Genomic DNA, 21,023 nt, shown 5'->3' with positions numbered 1-21,023 from the left:
TTGAATCTTGATTCTATAGGTTAATTGCCAGTCGTCGCATTATTTCCGCTGCTGGTTGGGGTTTCGGTGCTCCGGCTTTTATCCCCTTCAGAAATAGATTTGATCAGGCTTCCCCATGCAAAAGGATTAAACAGCGGGTTAACCGTAGAGTGTGAGTTGAGCACCCCATTATGAAAATCCTGTATGCCGCTGGTTTCAGGCCCGTCGCGGGGTAATGTTTTTTCAAGCGTTTGTATGGATGATGCACTCAGGTTTTTCCGGGCAATAGCCAGGTCGTCATCTGCAACTTTCATCGTTAAAAAGTCTTTTGTAAAATCCTCGGCTGTGGCCCAGGGAAAAACGCGAAAAACCGGCAGGTTAACGATCTGAGGTTTTAACAACACCTGCATCATATAACTTCCTGTTGCAACATGTGCAGGAATAACCACGTAAATAGTGTTATAACCCACGCATGAAAAGCGGATGGTATCCTGCTCGTGCACCACAAATGAAAAATAGCCCAGGTAATTGGTTTGGCCCGCTTCGTTATGGTTTGTGGTATTTACAATACTTACATACGGCACAATAACTTTAAGGCTATCGGCATTATGCACCATACCGGTAAACTGCACCAGTGGTTTCTCCTGCTTTTGTGCAAAAGCCGTTAGTGCTGCAAATAAAAATAAAAACAGGCCGGTTACTTTTTTCATCACCAATAATGGCTGGGGTATTTAACAATTTAATATTATTTATACAAAACTAAAGTATTGCCGCAACGCGGGCTACAATTTAACAAAACTTAACACTACCTCATGTTTTCAGGAAGTACCGCGTTAGGGTCGTCCACATCGGTCAGGTTGATCGCTTCTACTCCTGTGATTTCAGGAACCGCCTTTTTTATCGCTTCTTCAATTCCTGCCTTCAGTGTCATTATACTCATCGGGCAGGTACCGCAAGCGCCCAGCAGTTTAAGCCTGACAACCTTTTCAGGCGTGATTTCCTCTACCGAAACGTTCCCGCCATCGGTAAGCAAATAAGGCCTTATTGTATCCAATGCCTGTTCTACCTGTTCTAATAAACTCATTTGTACCAATTTATAAGTAAAGTTATTAATTATTTACAACAATTGCACCATTTATAGCATTAGCGTTACAAATGGCCACCTGCTGTGCTACTTTTTGGGCCATTTCAATAAATGCACCTGCCATAATGCTTCCTTCCTGCAAAACAACCGGCTTGCCGGCATCGCCTGATTCGCTGATGCTTTTTACCAGCGGAATCTCTCCCAAAAAAGGCGCTTTTATCGATTCAGCCAATTTGCTGCCGCCACCCTGGCCGAAGATATAATATTTATTATCCGGCAATTCAGCGGGCGTGAAATACGACATGTTTTCAACCACACCCAGTATGGGTACATTAATGGCATTCATCATAAACATGCCTATGCCCTTTTTAGCATCCGCAAGCGCCACATTTTGTGGTGTAGTTACAATAACCGCCCCGGTTACCGGGAATGTTTGCGTAACGGTGATGTGGATATCGCCGGTTCCGGGCGGCAGATCCACTACCAGGTAATCCAGTTCGCCCCAATCGGCGTCGTTGAATAATTGTTTTACCGCTGTCGACACCATCGGCCCGCGCCATGGAACGGGTTGATTAGGATCGGTAAAAAAGCCTATCGATAAAAGCTTGATCCCGTATTTTTCAATCGGCTCGATGCGTGTTTTTCCATCTACTTCCCTGGCCATCGGCCTTGTTCCTTCCAAACCAAACATAATCGGGATAGACGGGCCGTAAATATCGGCGTCTATCAAACCCACTTTAGCCCCGGTCCTGGCTAAACCCAGTGCCAGGTTTACGGCAACGGTTGATTTCCCTACGCCACCTTTACCCGATGCCACCGCGATGATGTTTTTTACGCCGGGCACCCCTGTATTTTTTTGGGTGGTAACCTTTGATGTCATATCAATATGCACCACCGCATCTTTACTCACAAAATACATAATGGCGTTTCGGCAGGCATTTTCTATCATCGCCTTTAATGGGCAGGCCGGCGTAGTTAATATGACCGAAAAGCTGATGTTATTTCCATCAATATGGATATTCTGGATCATGTTAAGTGTAACCAGGTCTTTTTTCAGATCGGGTTCCTCAACATTGCTTAGGGCTTGTAAAACTTGTTCTTGGGTGAAAGTGCTCATAATTCAAAACAAAAATACCTAAAAGCACAGCAATTAATGTCATTTGATTGATAAAATACGGCTACGGGATATGGACCCAACCGTATACTACAGGGCCATCAGTTGACGCTTTGCTGCGTTGTATTAAAAAAGACTTGTTTGAACCGGATGCAGGTCAACAGCGCCATTCTTGTTTGCTATTCCCGGAAGATGGTTTCCGTTGATATAGTATACTTCGGTTTCCTGGTACCGCGAGGCGACGGTAATGTTTACCCCACCGGCGCACGCCTCAAATAATTGCTGCACCAGTTGCGGGTCATTATTGTTTTTTGACAAGTGCGACAACAGCAAATGGCTCATAAAGGGCGGGCGGTGCGCCATAAAAAGCTCAACAGCTTGTTTGTTGGATAAATGCCCGTTTCCGCCGCGGATCCGGCGCTTCAGGTGGTAGGGATACCCGCCCTTATCCAGCATATCATCATCATAATTGGCTTCCAAAAACGCGGCATGGCATCTGCTGAAATGATTGACGAGGTTTTCGCAGGCTATCCCGATATCCGTAAAAACACCTACAGTTACGCCTGCCGAGGTGATTGTAAAACTATAAGGATCACTGGCATCGTGCTTTTTGGGGAAGGGGGTGATGTTTAATCCGCCAATCGTAACTGTTTCGAAAGGATTGAAAGAGTTGAGTAATTGGCCGTCAATAACCAAACTTCCGCCGCGCATTGTTGGGGGCGTAATATAAACAGGCAACTGGTATTTTTTTGACAAAACAGGTATCCCGTTGATATGGTCGGAGTGCTCATGTGAAACAAAAATCGCCCTTACCTTTTTCATCGACAAACCCAGGCGCAGCATCCGTTTTTCGGTTTCGCGGCAGGATATGCCGGCATCCACCAGTACTGCTTCGTGCTCATTGCCCACATAATAGCAATTGCCATTGCTTCCTGAATTTAACGATGCGATAAAAAGCGACATGATAATGCAAAGAAACTTGTTTTATTTTGGATTTCGGATTTTCAATTTCGGATTTATATAATGCAGGCATCTTCCTATGTTTAAAATTACAATCTTTTCACAAATCGCTTAATTCTCAAATCAATAAATAAAATATCCGAAATTGAAAATCCGAAATACGTTACATTTATCCCATGGATTCACCAATTACTTTACCTGTATTAAATGCCGAAGAGCTTCGCGTTCTGGGCGTGTTAATGGAAAAAAGCAAAACCACGCCTGAATATTACCCAATGACCATCAATAGCCTTACCACGGCCTGCAATCAAAAAACATCGCGCAAGCCGGTGGTTAACTATGATGATGAAACGGTAGTGCAGGCGCTGAATACCTTAAAACGAAGAGGATTGATCTCGACGGCCACCGGCGGCTCGATACGTTCGGTTAAATACAAACATAATTTTGCTATTGTATTCCCGGTATTACCATCAGAAGTGGCCATAATTTGTTTATTGATGCTTCGTGGCCCGCAAACGCCCGGTGAATTGAACACCAACTCGGGCAGGATGCATGAATTTGAATCGATTGAAGAAGTGCAGGAAGTGCTTGAACGCCTAAGCAGCCCCGAAATGCCATTCCTGGTGCAGTTACCGCGGAGGCCGGGCCAAAAGGAGGCCCGGTACGCGCATTTATTATGTGGCACTCCCGATTTTAGCGATGAAGATTTTGAAGATGAGGCACCTTCCAGGAACCACGGCGGCCTGGAAGCCCGTGTGCTGAAACTGGAAACAGCGCTTGCTGAATTACGGGAAGCGTTTGACAAGCTGATGAAAGAATTAACATAGGCAGTTGAACTGAAGAAAACTTATAGCGAATTATTTTGTTTAACTAATAAATAAAATAATATCGCCATGAAAAAACTAAGTTATGTGTTCATTATCGCCCTTGCGGCATATGCCTTGCAGGGATGCAACAGCGCGCCAAAAGACGCCAAAGAAAGCGCCGACAGCGCAAACAAAGCAAAAGATACAAGCGCCATGTCGGCAGATACGATGAAAACGGTCACCGGTGACGCGAAATTCGCAACCTCGGCAGCTGCCGGGGGAATGGCTGAAATAGCGTTGTCAAAACTCGCGCTGCAAAAAACAGCCGATGCGCAGATTAAAAAAATTGCTGAAATGATGGTAAAAGATCATAGCAAGGCCGGGGATGCGCTGACGGAAATTGCAAAAAAGGAAAATATTACGATGCCTGCAGCTATGGATGCTGATCACCAAAAGAAATTTGAAGACATGTCAAAGTTAACAGGCACCGATTTTGATAAGGCCTATATCAATTTGATGGCGGACGACCATAAAGATGCCCTCAGCCTGATGCAGGACGAAGCCAAAAACGGCAAAGACCCTGCGCTGGCCGGTTTTGCGGGTAAAACAGCGCCCGTGGTGCAAATGCACCTGGATGCCGTTACTAAAATTCATGATAGCATGAAGTAATTTGATTTTTTAAACCAAGATAGAAAACAACAGGGGCCGGTAAATATGGCCCCTGTTGTTTTTTGCAGCATGTGGCAACCGGTTAGTTTGTTTAAACTGTTTTCATCCTTGATTATTTTGTGTAAGACAACCAGGAGTTACTGCTTTATTTTGGCCGGGGGTTAGCAAACAAGCGCCATTCGCTACCATTATCTGGCAGGACACGGAAAGTAAGCCGGGCACAAAATTTACTTCGTGTTTATTGTTTTAACCTTTCAGGCAGGGTTTTGTGTTGCAGAAATCCTGCATTTCTACGTGTTTACTGTCAGTATTTCCTAATATTGCAGGATAAATCTTCATTATTTTGAAAAGCCTCAACGACCTGCTTTTACTGGGCGATCCCCGCCTTTATGAAACCTGCCAGCCTGTGCTGAAAACAGACCTGCCCTTATTGAAAGATTGGGTTGCCGATTTGGAAAATGTGATGCAGCAAATCAGGCTGAAATATAATTTCGGCAGGGCCATTGCGGCGCCTCAATTGGGTATTATGAAAAGGCTGGTTTACATGCATATTGACAGGCCGGTTATTTTTATCAACCCTGAATTTACTGATTTGAGCGGGGAGCTGTTTGAATTATGGGACGATTGCATGAGCTTTCCGAATTTGCTGGTGAAAGTAAAAAGACACCGGAGCTTAACCATCAATTACCTGGATGAGCACTGGACGCCCCAAAGCTGGAAAATGGAAGGAGACCTGTCTGAGCTTTTACAGCATGAAGTTGACCATTTAAACGGGGTGCTCTGTACCATGAGGGCTATCGATGAAAAATCATTCAAGTGGCGAAATTGAAAAACAACTACAAGTTAAATTAATTCTATATTTAACCAATCATCCAAAGCGGGAACGATCCCGGACAACCGATTATGAAATATTCAAAAACATTATCAATCATCCTGTTTATAACTATGCTTAAAACCGCCGGGGTTGCGCAACTTGTTGGCCCCTTTGACAATTATCCTGTTTATACCGGTAAAGACCTCGGGGTTAAATACACTCCTGCGAAAACGGTTTTTAAAGTTTGGGCACCAAAGGCATCAGCTGTTACGCTGCGTTTATATGATGCGGGCGATGGTGGCGGGGCTTTAAGTACCATCAATATGGTAAAAGGAAATAAGGGCGTTTGGAAAACAGTGGTTGACAAAGACATCAAAAACAAATACTACACCTTCCAGGTAATGCAGGAAGGCAAGCGGCTGCTGGAATCCCCGGATATTTATGCCAAAGCTGTAGGCGTAAACGGTAAGCGCGGCATGGTGGTGGACCTGGCTTCAACCAACCCCAAAAACTGGCGAAACGACAAAAAACCGGCGCTAAAAAACTTTACAGATATCATTATTTATGAATTACATATGCGGGATATCTCTGTCGATCCAAATTCCGGCATACAGCATAAGGGCAAATATTTAGGGCTTGCAGAAACCGGCACCAAAAGCCCGGATGGAGAAGCAACCGGGCTGGACCATATTAAAGAATTGGGGGTAACGCACGTTCACTTGCTTCCCTGCTTTGATTTTAATTCGGTTGATGAAACAAAGCCCGCTGCCGGCCAATATAACTGGGGATACGACCCGCTAAATTATAACGTACCCGAAGGTAGCTACTCAAGTGATCCGTATGATGGAAATGTGCGGATAAAGGAGTTTAAAAAAATGGTGCAAACCCTGCATCAAAACGGGCTTCGGGTAATATTGGATGTGGTTTATAATCATACCAGCGACATTGATCATGCCAACTTCAGCCAGTTTGCGCCGGGATATTTTTACCGGCATAACCCCGACGGATCATATTCAAACGCAACCGGCTGCGGCAATGAGGTGGCGTCTGAAATGCCGATGGCGCGTAAGTTTATGATTGAATCGGTGGTTTACTGGGCAAAAGAATACCACCTGGATGGCTTCAGGTTTGATTTGATGGGGGTGCATGACATTAAAACCATGAACATGATCAGTGATACATTGCATAAGATCGACCCCACCATTTTCGTCTATGGAGAAGGGTGGACAGCGGGCAACAGCCCTATGCCGGAAGCTTTAAGAGCCGTTAAAAAGAATGTATCAAAACTGCACGAGCAAGCCGTTTTTAGCGACGACCTGCGCGACGGTTTAAAAGGAGGATGGGGTGACCTGAAAGAAAAGGGCTTTGTAAGCGGAAATACAAAAATGGACGAAAGCGTAAAGTTCGGTATCGTGGCTTCCATCCCCAATCCGCAGGTAAATTACGACCTGGTGAATTACGATAAAGGACCATGGGCATCTGAGCCGTACGAGACCATCACCTATGCTTCCTGTCATGATGATAACACCTTATTCGACAGGCTTAAAATATCCAATCCAAATGCCCCGGAAGCCGAATTGATAAAGATGGATAAATTAGCGAACGCTGTTGTACTTACATCGCAGGGAATATCTTTTTTGCACTCCGGCGCCGAATTATTGCGGACCAAACAGGGCGTTGCCAATTCGTTTAATAAACCAGATTCCATCAACCAGATTGACTGGAGCCGAAAAACGAAATACAAAGCCGTTTTTGCGTATTATAAGGGTCTGATCGCCTTACGAAAAAACCATCCCGCCTTCCGCATGCCGTTTGCAAAGATGATCAATGAGCGCCTTAAATTTGTGAACACAGGTGTTCCGGGCCTGATCTGTTACCAGATCAGCAACCATGCCAACGGCGATAAATGGAAAAACATCCTGGTTATACTGAACGGGAATAAAGCAAACCAGGCCCTGAAGCTACCAGGAGGCGTATGGACGATAGCGGCCGACGAAAACACCATTAATGAGGCCGGGATTAAAACAGTTGCCGCCGGGAATATCGACATTGCCAGCACCTCCGCCTATGTTTTATACAGCAAATAAAGCCGGCGACATTTTTATTTGCTTTCGAGAGGGTAACCTTTAGCGATCCAGTCTGATTTCAAATTAACGGGCAGGTTCAGCACCTTAATATTTGTAAAGCCCTCTTTTTTTAATTCAAGAAAAGCAGGGCGGATATTGGGGCATTTGGTAAAAGGGCAGCATCCGCAATAAATAATTATGACGGTATTTTTTGGAAGGGCGGCTACCGCCTTTTTAAACTTCCCGAAGTTTTCAGCGTTACTTACCGCGCCAATGTGCCTGGCGCCTTTAATATCTTCTACCGCGCCAATATTATAGATCATGGGCGCATTTGTTCCGGGAGCTTTGAGTTCAGCCGATAATGCTGCCGGTTCAATAAGTTGGCTATCCGCCCAGGGAGCAGCCGGCGCCAGCGCCTGTTGGGTTAGCGTGGCTTGTGCTTTTGTGTGGCTGTTAGTTATCGCAACGATAAAAATACTAATCACAGCTATAAGGGATATTTTTTTCATGCTTAAATAATTATGGAGGTTTAAAAATGTAAAGGTCGCTTTTACCAATGAAAGTATGTAAAAAGAAAGATTGGTAAATGGCTAATCAAACTATCACCTCTGATGAACCTTTATTCAAAAAAAACGCGAACATTTAATCCTGAACTTGAAAAAATTAGCGACACCCCCCTGTTTTTTACTTGCTGTCAGTCCATTTATCGGCAAAATCCATCTCCCTGCTTTTATTTTGCCGGTTTTTTTGTTATAAATCAGCTATTACGCTAAATAAAAAAGACATATTAAAGTTTTACAATAACTTTTTGAATAATATTTGAGTATAAAGGACAATGTTTTAACAAAACATCAAAAAAACATTAAAATATTTTGTTTATTTTGATAAAATATAGAAATATATTAAAACATAGAACAATTTTATTGCAATTTTTTAATAAAAATGTCGGGAATTAACGATTATGCTTTATTTTTTCACTTTGTGTCTGAATAAACCGGCAATTGCTATGGTCGGGCTGAAATTTCCACTAAATTTTACGTAAAATGAATGATAAAAATACCTGCGGTTACCAAATAATCAATAATTCGCCCGAGTTACTTTGTTTATTCGACAGGCAGTTGAACGTTATTATGGCCAGCAACGGCGTTGAGAAATTATATGGATTTGAAAAGCAGGCACTCAGGGGTAAACATATCAGTGAATGGTTTCATTCAGACAATGCCGGCTTATTAAGGAAAGCTATTTATGAAGGTAACAGTACCGTGTTTGATAATGATTTTGGAGGAAAAAGCGGGTTGGGCGGTACGGTTTCATGGTCTGCATCATGGATGCCGGAAGAGGAGGTAATGTTTTGTACCGGCCGTAAAATAAATACCGAGACCGTAGCAGTAGAATCGGATACGCTCCATTCATTAGAAAAAAGCATTGAGCGTTTTGAATACGTGACCGAAGCTACCACAGATATTATCTGGGATTGGAACTTAGAAACCAATGAGGTTTATTATTCCGGAAATATAAAGAAATCGTTTGGCCATACGCCGGGCATAAACTCCGGCGACATGCGTTTTTTTGCCCAACATGTTCATCCGGATGACAGGGAAAGGGTGGTACTTTATGCCGATCCGGTTAAATATGGCAGTATGACACACTGGACAGAAAAATACCGGTTCAGAAAGGCCAATGGCGAATATGCTATTGTGTTGGATAAGGGGATAGTCATCCGGGATGAAAAGGGTGTGGGCATCCGAATGATCGGGGCGATGCAGGATATTACGGAACTAACAAATCATGAAAACCAGATTGCCAGGCAAAATGAAAAACTAAAAGAACATGCCAATAAATTAAATACCCTTAATACCCTGAAGGACCGACTGATAGCCATACTGGCGCACGATTTAAGAGGCCCGTTAAGTAGTTTGAGGGGAATATTTGATCTGTTCCAGGATGATAACATTTCAACCCATGAGATGCTCAACTTAATCCCCTCGGTAGTAAAAAATTGAACTACACTTCCGACTTCCTTGACACTTTATTGTTTTGGATAAATACCCAAATGGAGAACTTTGAAAATGCCATCCGGCAGTTCCCGGTTAAGGAAATCATCACCAAAGAGAAAAGCCACCTGAGCGAACAGGCTGCACAAAAGGATATTAAATTAATACTTAATGTTCCCGAAGATATCATTGCATGGGCAGATCCGGATTCGATTCGGATAGTAACACGTAACCTGATCACTAATGCCATTAAATTTTCGAGAAAGCAGAGCATAATTGCTGTATCCGTTAAGAAAGACCATCAATTTATTACCATTAGTGTAAAGGATAACGGTATTGGAATGAGTACTGAAGAATGCAATAAATTATTCAAGGCAAAAGTTGACAGCCATATTGGTACCAATAACGAATCAGGCACGGGGATGGGCCTGTTGTTTTGTAAAGATCTGGTTGAAAAATGCAAAGGAACTATTTGGGTTGACAGCGTAAGGGATGTTGGAACGGAATTTTGTTTTACTATACCCATGGCCAACGTTTAAATTGATACAATTATCACCTTGGATAACCAGGTCAAAGTTGTTGAATTTCGCTTTGGCTGGCACTATACCAAGCCCCATCTGTCCATTTATCATTGCCTCGATCAGGCTTTAAGATTTCTTCTCGATAGATTAGTTCGATCCTGTTTCAGGCTGATAATCGAGTTGAGCCCAAGCTGGGCATTTCTCGAACTATTTTCTAGAGGACTTGCGCCGTTTGGCGTTTTAATTAGGAGTTTGTAAGCAGGGTTCGATTCCCTTATGGGCTCACACTAATGCGTTTAGTTAAAAATCGAAATCAGTAGTTTATCAAGCCCTGCTTCTTCTTCGCCAAAACGCCCGATTATTGTTCCTTTTGTATCAAGCAGTATTTTAGTTGGATAAGATGTAATGTTATACATTACGTCAAGACTGTCACATAAAACATGATGCCATGGAAGCCCATCCGTTCTAATTGCTTTTAGCCAAGCATCTTTTGTATGATCATCTTTGGCAATACCAATAATATCAAAGCCTTTGTCTTTATAGCGAGAATAAAGCTCTTTTAAATGTGGATTGCCTTTTCTGCACGGAACGCACCAGCTTCCCCAAAAATCAAGTAAAACATATTTTCCCCGAAAAGATGACAAGGACAGTTTTTGCCCGTTTTTGTCGGCCCGGGTGAAATCAAATGCTGCTGTTCCGGGAACAGCAATCCTCCTCCTTATAAGTTCTTCGGAAATTTTTTTTCCGTACCAACTATTTTTTATTGGCGCAGCAAATCTATCATAATAAGCCTGTAAAGAATCAATAGGAAAAACTCCCTGGTTCATTTCTATTGCATTTTGCGATAGATAATAAGCCGTAACAAATGATTGCCGATGTCTGGCAAAAAAATCAAGATAGGCCTCTCTGCACTCTTCAAAATATGGGAGCAATACCCAATCTCTTAATTCCTGAAAACTCGTAAGGCTTCTTTTACTAACTACATCAAGAGTATCTAACACTGTTTGCCAGCGTTTATTTATTTTAAGCAAACTTTTTTCTATTTCCCTAAACTCTGAATCACTTTGTGAGCTAGTAATTTCCGGCTCTTTAAGCTGAGAATTCTTAAACAACGCGGTCATTGGTTTTGGGGACAGAAAAAGGTCGGCTCTCCTGTTATTGAAGGCTAAAATCGCAAATTCCGGGTGTATAATATTTCCTGAAAAGGAAAAGGCTCCCTTTTTAATAAAGCTACTATCCATTTTTCCATTTCCGTCTATCTCGTACATTAGGTACATTTTCCCTTCTACCGTATCTGAATTAAATTTACCACTTATACTAAATGGAATCAGTTGCTGGGAAAAAATCCGTGTACTCGTACACGCAAATAGCATAACAAGAAGTAGTCTCCGCATCATATATTTTTAACTTCTATAATTTTTTGTGGCCTTATAACATGATGCCCAACCGTTGTGCTGACATCAGGTTAATACATCAGTACAGCCAAATTAAGATTTTTTACACAATTGTTCGTGATTATAGTTATCAAATTCATGAAGCGACAAGTCGTCTTACTCCAATGATCCGCCATTTTTCCGGGTCATTTTCGCCATTCGGTCGATGACCTCATACCTTACCGCAGCCCCTAGGGGAAGCTTTTCGAACCCCTTTTTAGCGGATTTAAGACTATTGACCGCGTCCGAACGACCGGTAATATTTTGATATTAAGCCAAGTATTAAGAATTAGAAAAATATCTTCAATGCAATTTACTTAACATAATTCTGTTATAAGGTTCAATGGCCCGAACTTCTTTTCTTGCAAGAAAAGAAGCAAAAGAACTGAGGAAGTTTTAGGTTTTTCCTATTTCAAAAGGTTCGAGTGCGGCTCGCGCTGCGCGTTAAAGACAGACGGAACTGGACAAATCTCGGAGGATATGAAATGTATATCGGAGACTTTGTTGGAGTAAGAGAACAAAGTCTGACAAGTTCTACCAATAAAAATTGTAATACCTCCTATCGATCGAACACAAGCGAGGGCGCTTGCGGAACGGGGAGGAGGCTTATCCGCCGTAAATCGACCAATTCAGCTGTTGTTAACTGCTTAAAATCAGTAGACCGAAAGCTTTTAGAGATAAATGACGATTCAATATTAAGAATTGAAATTTTTTCTTGTAGGACGGTGTTTTGGTATTGTTATTTTGTTAATGCCTAAGGAAATAAATTAAGCTGCCAGTTGGTAAGCAACCATTTCGACCAGGCTGGTAATGTCGAACGGTTTGTGCAGTACGTCATCAGGACAGCCCTTTTGTGTCAGATCTTCGTCGAAGTAATCATCTCCCGAACACATAATAACCGGCAGGTTACTGGTTGTTTTATTCAGCTTGATCAGCTGACATATCTCTCGCCCGTTAATCCCATGTAAAACGTCATCAAGAATCACAAGGTCGGGTTGATTGTTCTTGATAAACTTGAAAACTTCATTTCCATTTGAAAGTGCAAACACCTCATATCCGTAATTGATCAGGATATAGGTCATAACCTCCATCATTAACGGATTCTCTTCAACTATTAATATCTTCTTCACTATGATATCCATTGCTGCCTGTAGTTGTGCAAAGCTTATGCCACTTTTTATATTTATTAATATAACACGCTGCCATAAAGGCAATAAACCTTATTTTATTCTGTTTAAGAATATTAAAATTCAGTTAAAACACAATACCCTGATTTTATTACATTTGATGAGCGAATAACCAATACCCTAAAATGGATAATATTAATATTAAAATACTGGCTAAGAAATTAAATATTTCAACATCAACTATTTCAAGGGCTTTTAATGGCAGCCCGGATATTAACAAGGACACCAAAGAAAGGATACTGGCATTCGCGAAAGAGCATAATTTTTTACCCAACCATTATGCCAGCAACCTTCGTGATAAAAAAAGCAGGACGCTGGCTGTCATCGTTCCCGAGATCGCGAATGATTTTTTCGCCCAGGCCATTAACGGGATCGAGGAAATAGCGCGAAAAAAAGGGTTTTACATTTTACTTTACCGCACCGATGATGTTTTTGAGAAAGAAGTATCATTTATCAATTACCTGAACAACGGCAAGGTGGATGGTATCATCATGTCGGTATCCGGCGAAGCAAATGACCACAACTACCTCCGCCAGCTGGAACAGAAAAACATCCCCGTGGTGTTTTTCGACCGTGTTTACGAAGATATTGAGGCCGCCAAAGTAATTACCAATGACTACGACAGCAGCTTTGCAGCTACCGAACACTTAATTGATACCGGCTGCAAAAGAATAGCCTACCTCGTAGTAAACAAAAGTATTTCCATCGGTAAGGTACGTATGCAGGGTTATATTGATGCCTTGCAGAAGCATGGCATCCCGTTTAATGACGAACTGGTTATAGATTGCAGCAACGATGAAAAGGTGAACTACGGCATCCTGAAGAAGGTGCTGGAAGAGCTTAAGCCCGATGGCATTTTCAGCTCGGTGGAGCGCCTTGCCTTTGCCACTTACTACGTTTGCCACGACCTGAATATTGATATCCCACGCGACCTGAAAGTGATCAGTTTCTCCAGCCTGCACATAGCCCCTCTTTTGAACCCGCCGCTGTCTACCATAACACAACCCGCCTTTGAGCTCGGCAGCAAAGCGGCCAGCCTATTGTTTGATGAGCTGGAATCAAAAGGGCTGCCTATACAAAAGAAGCAGCATGTATTGAAGTCGAAGCTGTATATCAGGAAGTCTTCGGGAGGATGAGTTGATTGAGCTATTCCGGCGAGGCCTGGTAAAAGATTCGCGTTTTTTATATTTTCCAGGAACAGTAAAAACACAATTAATCAATTAAACATGCCGTTTAACTGTATGCTTTCAGGCCGTTTTTTCGCTTGAATGGACGCGGTATGGTTGCCAAAAAGGAAAATATATCCTGGAGAACCGTGACCCTGTTAAGTAGGCGCCAATAGGGCATTGTAACCGTCGCTGCCAATATATTATATTTACAGGATATTGACGGTAAATTTATAACAATGGAAAAAAATGAAAACCAAGGACAGCGGCCATGGAAATGGGGAATATTCTGTTATGATCCAAATGATCCCGAACCGTACAATTATGTATCGACAGGGGTAAGAAGTGGCAGGCTTACTTTCAACTTAGCTCATAAAACTGCATATCTGTATTTCATTTTGTTTATTGGATCTATGACGGCATTGATCCTTCTTAGTGCTGGGGTTTTTCGTTTATAAGTAAAGGGGTAAAAAATATAGCCTTAACATTCCTGAAAGAACGAATGGTTGAGTAGGCCAATCAAAATCTCCTACACACTGTCCCCCAACCCAATCAACCATTCACTCAATCAACTTAAACATGTATAAACATTTCTTCTTTAGGCCTGCGCACTTTTGCCAGGTGGCTATAGCCGTCATCTTCGGCATGGAAGCCTATCGGGGCAATTACTGATACGGTCAGTCCTTTTTCTCTTAAACCTAAAATTTCGTCAAATTTACCGGCCTGGAAACCTTCCATCGGGCAGGCATCAATACCCATTTCGGCAGCGGCGGTTAACAATACGCCTAAAGCAATATAAGCCTGTTTGTGCGACCAGGCAATTTTCTGGTCCTCGCTCAGGCGATTTACGGTGCCTACCATGGTATTCTCAAAACCGGCAAGGTGTGTGCGGTCAACATGGCGGGTTAATGCAATATTATCTACGTATTTGTTTACCAGTGCTTCGTCAATAGCCGTTTCCGAAGCGAAAACCAACACCTGCGATGCATCAGTGATCTGCGATTGCCCATGTGCGGCCTCGCGCAATTGTTCCCTTATCGCCGGGTCTTCAACAACCAATACTTTATAGGATTGCAAACCGTAGGAAGATGGCGAAAGTTGCACAGCGCTCAGCAGGTCGTCCAATTGTTTGGCGCTTAATTTTTTTGTGGGATCAAATTTCTTGGTGGCATAACGCCTTTGTAATTTATCTATGAGTGACATAATATTAAATGTTTGTGCAAACATATGTGTTTAAACATTTAATTTAGTCACAGCCGGGCAATACTTATTTTACACTGGGTAGACAGTGGGCAGCGGGCCGATATAAGCCCGCCATTGCGCGGAACGATTGGAGTTGTTTCTTATCCCCCTGCAGCGGTTTTCAATGCTTTTTCCTGGTCTTTTTCCTCGCTTCGCATCCTTCGTTTTTCCTGGCGGATCTCTTTCCGGGTTTTGCCGGCGGTATCTATCAGCAGCTCTTTTTGCTCCTCATCATTGCGCAACTTTTCAATTTCGGCTTTTAGTCTCGCTTTGGGATCGATCTTCGGTTCTTCTTTCCTGGCAACCGTGTCTTTTTTGCCGAAGATCCGCTGTAAAAAGGATGGTTTTTTTACGGGCTCAGCAGCTACCGGCGGTGCATCATCACCATTTTCTTCTTTATCATGTTTAATCAGGCTATCGGCAAGCGTGGTATCAGCCGGCGCTTCTTTCCGCAGGCTTTCTTTTAATCGTACCGTATAAAAGCCATAGTTGCTGCTATCCTGCTGCGCCCGGCCATGCCCGGCCATTAAATTGCCTATCAGGTTAAAATAACCCACCAGGCCCGGCCTGAGCGACCCATCGGGCAAAAACGAATACAATCCGGTTTTGGGGTGAGGCACAATACTGGCCAGGTAAATACTTTCGCCAATGGTAAGTTCCGACGGTGTTTTGTTAAAATAATAGCGCGAGGCTTCCCCTATACCGTAAACGTTACGGCCCCATTCAATTATATTAAAATATACTTCCAGCATGCGGTCCTTGGTCATGATGTGCCCGTTCTGGATCATCCATACGATCAGCATTTCCTCAGCCTTCCGGGCAACTGTTTTTTCCCTGCTTAAAAAGGCATTTTTTACCAGCTGCATGGAAATGGTACTGCCGCCACGCTTAAACTTTTTTTCTTTAAAATTGGTGGCCAGCGACTTGCGGAACGACTCTTCCACAAAACCGTTGTTGTTGTAAAACGAGGGGTCTTCGGCCGTCATTACTGCATATTGCAGGTTGGGTGAGATGTCGCTCAGCGGTGTAAAATAAGGGTTTTGCGGACCGATCAACCGCGATGGCATCGGCTTGCCATATTCATAGGGCGTATAGGTAAATGTGCTGTTCAATTTACTGAAATCAGTATTACCATAACGGATAATACGAAATTCATCTTTATTGAGCCGCGAATCAAACTGTACATTGTCAGGGTCCGAAGCATTTAAAAACAGGTTCAGGCTATAATTCAGCTTCCCGGCAACCTGCATACCCATCAACGAATCAAAGATGCCGGCAGGCAGCGAATCAAAAAAGTCCTGCGCCTCCATCCACCCCGTATTGATTTTTAACTCATAAACCTTTACGGGATTCAAGGTATATTTGATATAAGGATGTGCGGTTATTTTATTCATTGTAATAACCGACGAGCTGTCGACCGATACATAATTCGAGCCCACAAATACATTGGCTTCTATACCCGCTTTGGGAAAAACAATGTCACTGGAAGACAGCCGGCCCTGGTTAATCGCCAGGTTTTTTGCGCTCCAGGAACCATAAATCCGGGTTTCGCCGCCGGTTTGTTCCACCTTGCTCAGGCGGGTGCTCAGCGTATCAAAGTTTACTTTTAAATGGTACCGCTTATCAACGTACGGCAGTTCCACCTTTTTTCCGTCTGCATATAATTTAACGTCGATATCCTTGTCTGACGCGCGCATCTTTCCGGCAAAATGCCAGGTAGCTGCCCCGTTGTTAATATCAATGGTTGAGGTAAGCTGCCCGTCTTTATTTACCGCATTGCGGGTCAGTAACCGCAAACTCGCGCTATCTGTGGTAAATGATACCAGGAAATTACTCACGTCCAGGTTATCCGGGATCTTGTACAATACCTGGTTAATCAGGTTATAGGAAAGTTCAGACAGGTTGACCTTTGAATGCGTATCTGTCGTATCTTTTTTCTTTTTGAATAAAAAATCAAAATTCTTAACGTGGTTAATGTCGGTTAAATTAAGGTGCCCGTTCTGCATCGTCACCTCCGCCAGTTTTACGTTGCCGAAAATCAGCGGAATTAATTTAATACTCACCTCAAAATTTTTGATGCTGAGCAAACTATCCCGTTGTGCCGGAACGACAGTGATATCACTAAAATCAACGGTACCGAGCCCGGTAAACCTTGCCGAACCTATTTCCAGGTCGAGGTTATAATCTTTTTTGGCCTTTTGTTTGGCTTTGGTTATGGCACGTTGCAAAAGGGCCTCGCGTTTGGTATAGGCAATATAACCGCCAATCAGCAGCAAAACAAAAATAACGGCAAGTACAATACCCGCTATACGAACATATTTCATATTCAGGCGGATGTTTTTGAGATTAGGGCGATACATTCAAAAATATTTATCCAAAACTAAACTAATTCTTATGGGATACAAACGTTGCCGTGGGTAAAATGTTTCCTTAAACGTGCCTGCTTAAGGCCAAATAACAGGAAACGGGGATTTAATTATTTAAAATGGCGGGGAGTGTACCCGGGGCCCATCCGGCATTCCGGCCCAATTGCCGGCCCGGTCAGCTATGTCAGCGCAATCGGAGCACGGAGTTGCTACATGGCCCCGTTAATTTTGCCACTCCAGAAGGCGGCCTTCTTAGCGTCCTGCCGTAAAATACCATCCAGCAGGTTTTGGTAATGATCGCGTTTTTCTTTAAAAAAGGCGGTGTCTTTCATATTCTCCAGCATTTCGGTTTTCAACTGCAGCAGGAACTGTTTGTATAAGCCCGACAGCAGGTCGTTCTTTGACGCATCGGCCAGCACCTGGAAAAAGTTAATATGGGCCTCAATACATTCCTCCGGTAAATTCTGGTCGGCAGCTTTTGCTCTTTTATTTAAAAAGTGTTCCAGTTTCGAAATATCATTGCCGGTGCGGTTGCTGGCGGCTTTTTCGGCTATTTTTATTTCCAGCATCTGCCTCACATCAATAATATGCTGCGGGTTGGCCCTTTTCAGGCGCTGGTTAAGGGGTTCGTTCATCCCCGTATTGTCTTCAATAAAAGTACCCTTACCCTGCTGCACACGTAAAAAGCCCGAGTTCACCAAAGTCTTTACCGCTTCGCGGACGGTAGAACGGCCAACGCCATACAGTTCCATCAACTTTGCCTCTACCGGCAGCTTTTGGTTTACCTTGTATTCGCCTTTTAAAATTCTATCCTGCAGCAGCGAAGCAACCTCATCGGCTAAGGATCTGTGAGAAATGTGGACAGGGTTCATCGCATCATCATATGATGCGTAAATTTAATGGAATTAATGAAGATTGGGTGTTATATTTTTGTTACGGATGGGGGGGGTATATATATTGTCAGTTCATGTTTTCTAATTTCAATCTAAAATGGCATATGTTAACTAAACACAATCCTCAACTGACGGGTTATTAAAATAATCCTTTCTGATAAACAAGTTATTTAGAGCAGTACCCGATAAGGAAATGCTGCATAAATAAATAGTTGCTTATTCTCGAAAAATCAGAGTCTAAACCCGGCTGCTATACCTAGGCCGAAATAAGGCTTACCATGATAGGCCCAAGATGACCCTTGTTTTCCTGTCATCAAATCGGTACCTAGCGCAAATAAAATTCCTATGTCATTTCTCGCAAATATCATATTAATCGATGGGCTTAATACAAATTCGCTCCCTAATCCTGAATCCAGATGTGCCGTTACTATCTCTTTCGTTATATCAATTGTAGAAAAACCCAGTCCACCACTTAATGTAAAAGAATAGCTATTATTCGTTCGATTATTGAACGCCGTGAATCCCCATGAATAACCATAGGTCAGCCCCAAATTTAAATTGCTTCCAGTGGCTGTTGCCGCATGCTTTACATTGTTCGAATCCTTCACCGATGGCCGGAACTTAACACCTAGTGTACTTACATTTAAAATCCATGCCCCGTAATTCAGGTTCAATACCATAGTTGGATTACCAACCAATTTTCTTGGAAAAGTAATAATAATAGAGTTCTTCGAAAAAGCATTGATCATAGTGCTTTTCCCAGAAGGATCCCCACAAGGATTCGTCACGATTGCCCAGGGATCGATTTGTAAAAAACCAGCCGTTGGTGTAATATTACATTGTAAGGTGCTTCCATTACAAAGAGTGACGTCTTTTATTAAAACGCTGTCTTTTGTTAGTTTTACCGTTTTACCCGATTGTAAGGTTACGGTTTCACCTTTTGCAAATACTACTACGCTGTCTTTCAAACCAAAGCCATTTGAGGGAAGCGTCATTTGGTCAACTTTTGATTTAGTCAGATAATATTTAAACCCGATTTTATTACTTTGACCGAATGCGCTAAGGCTAAAAATGGCAAGACATAACAACAAGAAACATTTTAATAGCTTTTTCATGATTTTTTGATTTAGTGACCGTCCAAATCTCCAACTAAACGGTAGCTGAAAATGCCGTAATTCAGCCTTTTTTAACAAGGTGTTTTTACGGTATAAAAAAGGGTGAAATGGCGTTGGTAGTGTGGAAGTTAATTCAGAATTTAGGGGTAAACTTAAAACAAGATTATCATGAAAGAAGATTTAAAAGATCACGAATGGCAGGTATTTGGCCAATGTGAAGATCCAACAAAAGCATCAGGCGTTTGTGGTGCGCCAATAACACTTCCGGAACAAAGTAGCAAACTTGGGATGAGAACTCATACGCCACTAAAAGAATATCAGTCATCTATAGACTCCACATCTTTTGGAAAGCCAATAGAAGCCAATTTAGCTATTCAAATGATTTCTGCCGCTCATAAATCAACTAAAGCTTTTTTTACAGCACTAACGGAGATTGCTGAAAAAGAAAAAGATTTGTCTTTTGAAACTGCAAACAACATATACAACTTAATGTATGGGGTTACATTTGATAAAACAATTATATTGAAAATACTGAGTCAGCCAAATTGCGAGGGCATAAGGTCTTACTTGGGCGCCAGGCCGTTAGAAAATGGGGAATTACATTATTCTTTGGTAATGGTTGGTGTTGATATGAACGGCTACGATCTCAACTATCCGCCAGCAACATATCCTCCAATACCGGATGAAAGTTTTATTTTAAAAGATAATAAGGTTGCCACGATGTCGCTAAGCGGAGAATATGGCAATCCTCCGGGGGGCCTATAATGCTAAATTTTGATTCAAAACGCCCTTTAGATGAACATTACTATTTATTGAAAAAGGCGATCGAAAAAGAAAAATAAAAGTTGAAAAATGGTCTTAGGCTAACAAACAAAAGATACTTCGTATATTTGATTGAGCTTAAGACCATTAACGCTATTATTCTTAATCTAAGCCCGCGCAAATTGTGAGTCTCTATAACGCTGTATATTTAAGTTTAATTTGTTGCGGACTTTTCTTGGCGTTTAGATCTTTTAGAAGCGGCTGTAAAAAGTCATTATACATTCTACTGGTTTTATCTGCTACTTTGTTAGTAGAGGTGTTTTCAACCATAGCTGTTCATTATCACATAGACTTTGGTTGGACATATCACTTGTTTAATCCAATAGAATATTCTCTCTTCTGTTTATATTATCTAAAAAGTTGCGCACAAAACAATTTCAGATTAATAATAAAGTATTCTATACCTTTTTTTATTTTTTTTAGTTTATCGATTTCCTATTTCACATACCACTTTAAATCAATGCCAGCAATAAATATCGACGTTGAAGGCCTTTTATTATTCGTTTTCTATACTCATTTACTGTTTTATATAGACGCAGACATAATTGATCCGATATACGCACATCCAGACTTCTGGATTTCGGTGGGTATTATGGTTTTTTTTGGTGGTGTTTTCGTGTTCTTGGGTTTATACCCCTACTTATTCAACCTTGATTTCGACGAAACAATGAAATTGTTTAGTTTAATAACACGGCCATTAAATATTTTTTTCTACATAAGCATTATTTTAGGTCTGATAAATTCAATACCGAAATGGAAGTTTTTCAGGTAGTTATTCTAATCAGCGTGTTT

At 42.1% G+C, this 21,023-nt stretch carries 19 protein-coding genes; 8 read left to right on the top strand and 11 right to left on the bottom strand.

Annotated features, from left to right (window positions below; all coding sequences use genetic code 11):
- Positions 1–20 precede the first annotated feature (20 nt).
- The 4 genes from MgSA37_RS26825 to MgSA37_RS26810 all read right to left on the bottom strand — a co-directional run bounded on the left by MgSA37_RS26825 (position 21) and on the right by MgSA37_RS26810 (position 3,140).
- A complete protein-coding gene (locus tag MgSA37_RS26825) occupies positions 21–689 on the bottom strand; it encodes a hypothetical protein (protein ID WP_096356769.1) in 669 nt (222 codons plus the stop codon).
- A 95-nt stretch (positions 690–784) separates the two neighbouring features.
- Positions 785–1,063, bottom strand: a complete 279-nt coding sequence (locus MgSA37_RS26820; protein ID WP_096356767.1) for a NifU family protein — start codon at positions 1,061–1,063, stop codon at positions 785–787.
- A 25-nt stretch (positions 1,064–1,088) separates the two neighbouring features.
- Positions 1,089–2,180: an Mrp/NBP35 family ATP-binding protein gene (locus MgSA37_RS26815; RefSeq protein WP_096356765.1), complete on the bottom strand. Its 1,092-nt coding sequence runs from the start codon at positions 2,178–2,180 to the stop codon at positions 1,089–1,091.
- A gap of 123 nt (positions 2,181–2,303) precedes the next feature.
- Positions 2,304–3,140, bottom strand: a complete 837-nt coding sequence (locus MgSA37_RS26810; RefSeq protein WP_096356763.1) for an MBL fold metallo-hydrolase — start codon at positions 3,138–3,140, stop codon at positions 2,304–2,306.
- A 173-nt stretch (positions 3,141–3,313) separates the two neighbouring features.
- On the opposite strand from MgSA37_RS26810, the gene MgSA37_RS26805 reads away from it, so the two are divergent.
- From MgSA37_RS26805 to pulA, 4 genes are all read left to right on the top strand, one after another.
- Positions 3,314–3,964 carry a YceH family protein gene (locus MgSA37_RS26805; protein WP_096356761.1) on the top strand — a complete coding sequence of 217 codons (651 nt, stop codon included), beginning with the start codon at positions 3,314–3,316 and terminating at the stop codon, positions 3,962–3,964.
- A 66-nt stretch (positions 3,965–4,030) separates the two neighbouring features.
- Complete coding sequence (locus MgSA37_RS26800) at positions 4,031–4,612, top strand: DUF4142 domain-containing protein (RefSeq protein ID WP_096356759.1); 582 nt, start codon at positions 4,031–4,033, stop codon at positions 4,610–4,612.
- Between the two features lie 343 nt (positions 4,613–4,955).
- Positions 4,956–5,441: a peptide deformylase gene (locus MgSA37_RS26795; RefSeq protein WP_096356757.1), complete on the top strand. Its 486-nt coding sequence runs from the start codon at positions 4,956–4,958 to the stop codon at positions 5,439–5,441.
- Positions 5,442–5,515: 74 nt separating this feature from the next.
- Entirely contained in the window at positions 5,516–7,513 is a 1,998-nt protein-coding gene (gene pulA, locus MgSA37_RS26790) for a type I pullulanase (RefSeq protein WP_197706050.1), read from the top strand.
- 14 nt (positions 7,514–7,527) lie between these two features.
- On the opposite strand, the gene MgSA37_RS26785 is transcribed toward pulA, so the two are convergent.
- The gene (locus tag MgSA37_RS26785) at positions 7,528–8,001 is read right to left on the bottom strand and encodes a rhodanese-like domain-containing protein (protein WP_157750761.1); all 474 of its coding nucleotides are present in this window, start codon (positions 7,999–8,001) and stop codon (positions 7,528–7,530) included.
- Positions 8,002–8,535: 534 nt separating this feature from the next.
- On the opposite strand from MgSA37_RS26785, the gene MgSA37_RS26780 reads away from it, so the two are divergent.
- Both MgSA37_RS26780 and MgSA37_RS26775 read left to right on the top strand, forming a co-directional pair.
- Positions 8,536–9,495 (top strand): PAS domain-containing protein, encoded by a 960-nt coding sequence (locus MgSA37_RS26780; protein WP_096356753.1) that lies wholly within the window; start codon positions 8,536–8,538, stop codon positions 9,493–9,495.
- Positions 9,492–10,025 (top strand): sensor histidine kinase, encoded by a 534-nt coding sequence (locus MgSA37_RS26775; protein ID WP_157750760.1) that lies wholly within the window; start codon positions 9,492–9,494, stop codon positions 10,023–10,025. The genes MgSA37_RS26780 and MgSA37_RS26775 overlap by 4 nt, the downstream gene beginning before the upstream one ends.
- A 278-nt stretch (positions 10,026–10,303) precedes the next feature.
- Here MgSA37_RS26775 and MgSA37_RS26770 read toward each other — a convergent pair whose 3' ends face one another.
- Complete coding sequence (locus MgSA37_RS26770) at positions 10,304–11,380, bottom strand: TlpA disulfide reductase family protein (RefSeq protein ID WP_260146707.1); 1,077 nt, start codon at positions 11,378–11,380, stop codon at positions 10,304–10,306.
- 827 nt (positions 11,381–12,207) lie between these two features.
- Complete coding sequence (locus tag MgSA37_RS26765; RefSeq protein WP_096356747.1) at positions 12,208–12,582, bottom strand: response regulator; 375 nt, start codon at positions 12,580–12,582, stop codon at positions 12,208–12,210.
- Between the two features lie 170 nt (positions 12,583–12,752).
- Between MgSA37_RS26765 and MgSA37_RS26760 the strand changes: the two genes are divergently transcribed.
- Positions 12,753–13,763, top strand: a complete 1,011-nt coding sequence (locus MgSA37_RS26760) for a LacI family DNA-binding transcriptional regulator (RefSeq protein ID WP_096356745.1) — start codon at positions 12,753–12,755, stop codon at positions 13,761–13,763.
- A gap of 603 nt (positions 13,764–14,366) precedes the next feature.
- Here the strand turns inward: MgSA37_RS26760 and MgSA37_RS26750 are convergent.
- The 4 genes from MgSA37_RS26750 to MgSA37_RS26735 form a co-directional block, all read right to left on the bottom strand.
- A complete protein-coding gene (locus MgSA37_RS26750; protein ID WP_172885379.1) occupies positions 14,367–14,996 on the bottom strand; it encodes an NAD(P)H-dependent oxidoreductase in 630 nt (209 codons plus the stop codon).
- 140 nt (positions 14,997–15,136) lie between these two features.
- Positions 15,137–17,395, bottom strand: a complete 2,259-nt coding sequence (locus MgSA37_RS26745) for a biosynthetic peptidoglycan transglycosylase (RefSeq protein WP_096356742.1) — start codon at positions 17,393–17,395, stop codon at positions 15,137–15,139.
- Between the two features lie 215 nt (positions 17,396–17,610).
- Positions 17,611–18,273 (bottom strand): FadR/GntR family transcriptional regulator, encoded by a 663-nt coding sequence (locus tag MgSA37_RS26740; RefSeq protein ID WP_096356740.1) that lies wholly within the window; start codon positions 18,271–18,273, stop codon positions 17,611–17,613.
- A gap of 251 nt (positions 18,274–18,524) precedes the next feature.
- Entirely contained in the window at positions 18,525–19,409 is an 885-nt protein-coding gene (locus tag MgSA37_RS26735; protein WP_096356738.1) for a hypothetical protein, read from the bottom strand.
- Positions 19,410–19,577: 168 nt separating this feature from the next.
- On the opposite strand from MgSA37_RS26735, the gene MgSA37_RS26730 reads away from it, so the two are divergent.
- Positions 19,578–20,174 (top strand): hypothetical protein, encoded by a 597-nt coding sequence (locus tag MgSA37_RS26730; protein ID WP_096356736.1) that lies wholly within the window; start codon positions 19,578–19,580, stop codon positions 20,172–20,174.
- Positions 20,175–21,023: the final 849 nt, after the last annotated feature.

Source organism: Mucilaginibacter gotjawali (assembly GCF_002355435.1).
Lineage (GTDB): Bacteria > Bacteroidota > Bacteroidia > Sphingobacteriales > Sphingobacteriaceae > Mucilaginibacter > Mucilaginibacter gotjawali.
This window is presented reverse-complemented; position numbering and strand designations above follow the sequence as displayed.

Coding starts and splice junctions, on each gene's coding strand:
- MgSA37_RS26745 (WP_096356742.1), bottom strand. CDS start 17,395: ATGTATCGCCCTAATCTCAAAAACATCCGCCTGAATATGAAATATGTT.
- MgSA37_RS26825 (WP_096356769.1), bottom strand. CDS start 689: ATGAAAAAAGTAACCGGCCTGTTTTTATTTTTATTTGCAGCACTAACG.
- MgSA37_RS26770 (WP_260146707.1), bottom strand. CDS start 11,380: ATGCTATTTGCGTGTACGAGTACACGGATTTTTTCCCAGCAACTGATT.
- MgSA37_RS26800 (WP_096356759.1), top strand. CDS start 4,031: ATGAAAAAACTAAGTTATGTGTTCATTATCGCCCTTGCGGCATATGCC.
- MgSA37_RS26735 (WP_096356738.1), bottom strand. CDS start 19,409: ATGAAAAAGCTATTAAAATGTTTCTTGTTGTTATGTCTTGCCATTTTT.
- MgSA37_RS26810 (WP_096356763.1), bottom strand. CDS start 3,140: ATGTCGCTTTTTATCGCATCGTTAAATTCAGGAAGCAATGGCAATTGC.
- MgSA37_RS26815 (WP_096356765.1), bottom strand. CDS start 2,180: ATGAGCACTTTCACCCAAGAACAAGTTTTACAAGCCCTAAGCAATGTT.
- pulA (WP_197706050.1), top strand. CDS start 5,516: ATGAAATATTCAAAAACATTATCAATCATCCTGTTTATAACTATGCTT.
- MgSA37_RS26730 (WP_096356736.1), top strand. CDS start 19,578: ATGAAAGAAGATTTAAAAGATCACGAATGGCAGGTATTTGGCCAATGT.
- MgSA37_RS26785 (WP_157750761.1), bottom strand. CDS start 8,001: ATGAAAAAAATATCCCTTATAGCTGTGATTAGTATTTTTATCGTTGCG.
- MgSA37_RS26740 (WP_096356740.1), bottom strand. CDS start 18,273: ATGAACCCTGTCCACATTTCTCACAGATCCTTAGCCGATGAGGTTGCT.
- MgSA37_RS26750 (WP_172885379.1), bottom strand. CDS start 14,996: ATGTCACTCATAGATAAATTACAAAGGCGTTATGCCACCAAGAAATTT.
- MgSA37_RS26760 (WP_096356745.1), top strand. CDS start 12,753: ATGGATAATATTAATATTAAAATACTGGCTAAGAAATTAAATATTTCA.
- MgSA37_RS26805 (WP_096356761.1), top strand. CDS start 3,314: ATGGATTCACCAATTACTTTACCTGTATTAAATGCCGAAGAGCTTCGC.
- MgSA37_RS26780 (WP_096356753.1), top strand. CDS start 8,536: ATGAATGATAAAAATACCTGCGGTTACCAAATAATCAATAATTCGCCC.
- MgSA37_RS26820 (WP_096356767.1), bottom strand. CDS start 1,063: ATGAGTTTATTAGAACAGGTAGAACAGGCATTGGATACAATAAGGCCT.
- MgSA37_RS26765 (WP_096356747.1), bottom strand. CDS start 12,582: ATGGATATCATAGTGAAGAAGATATTAATAGTTGAAGAGAATCCGTTA.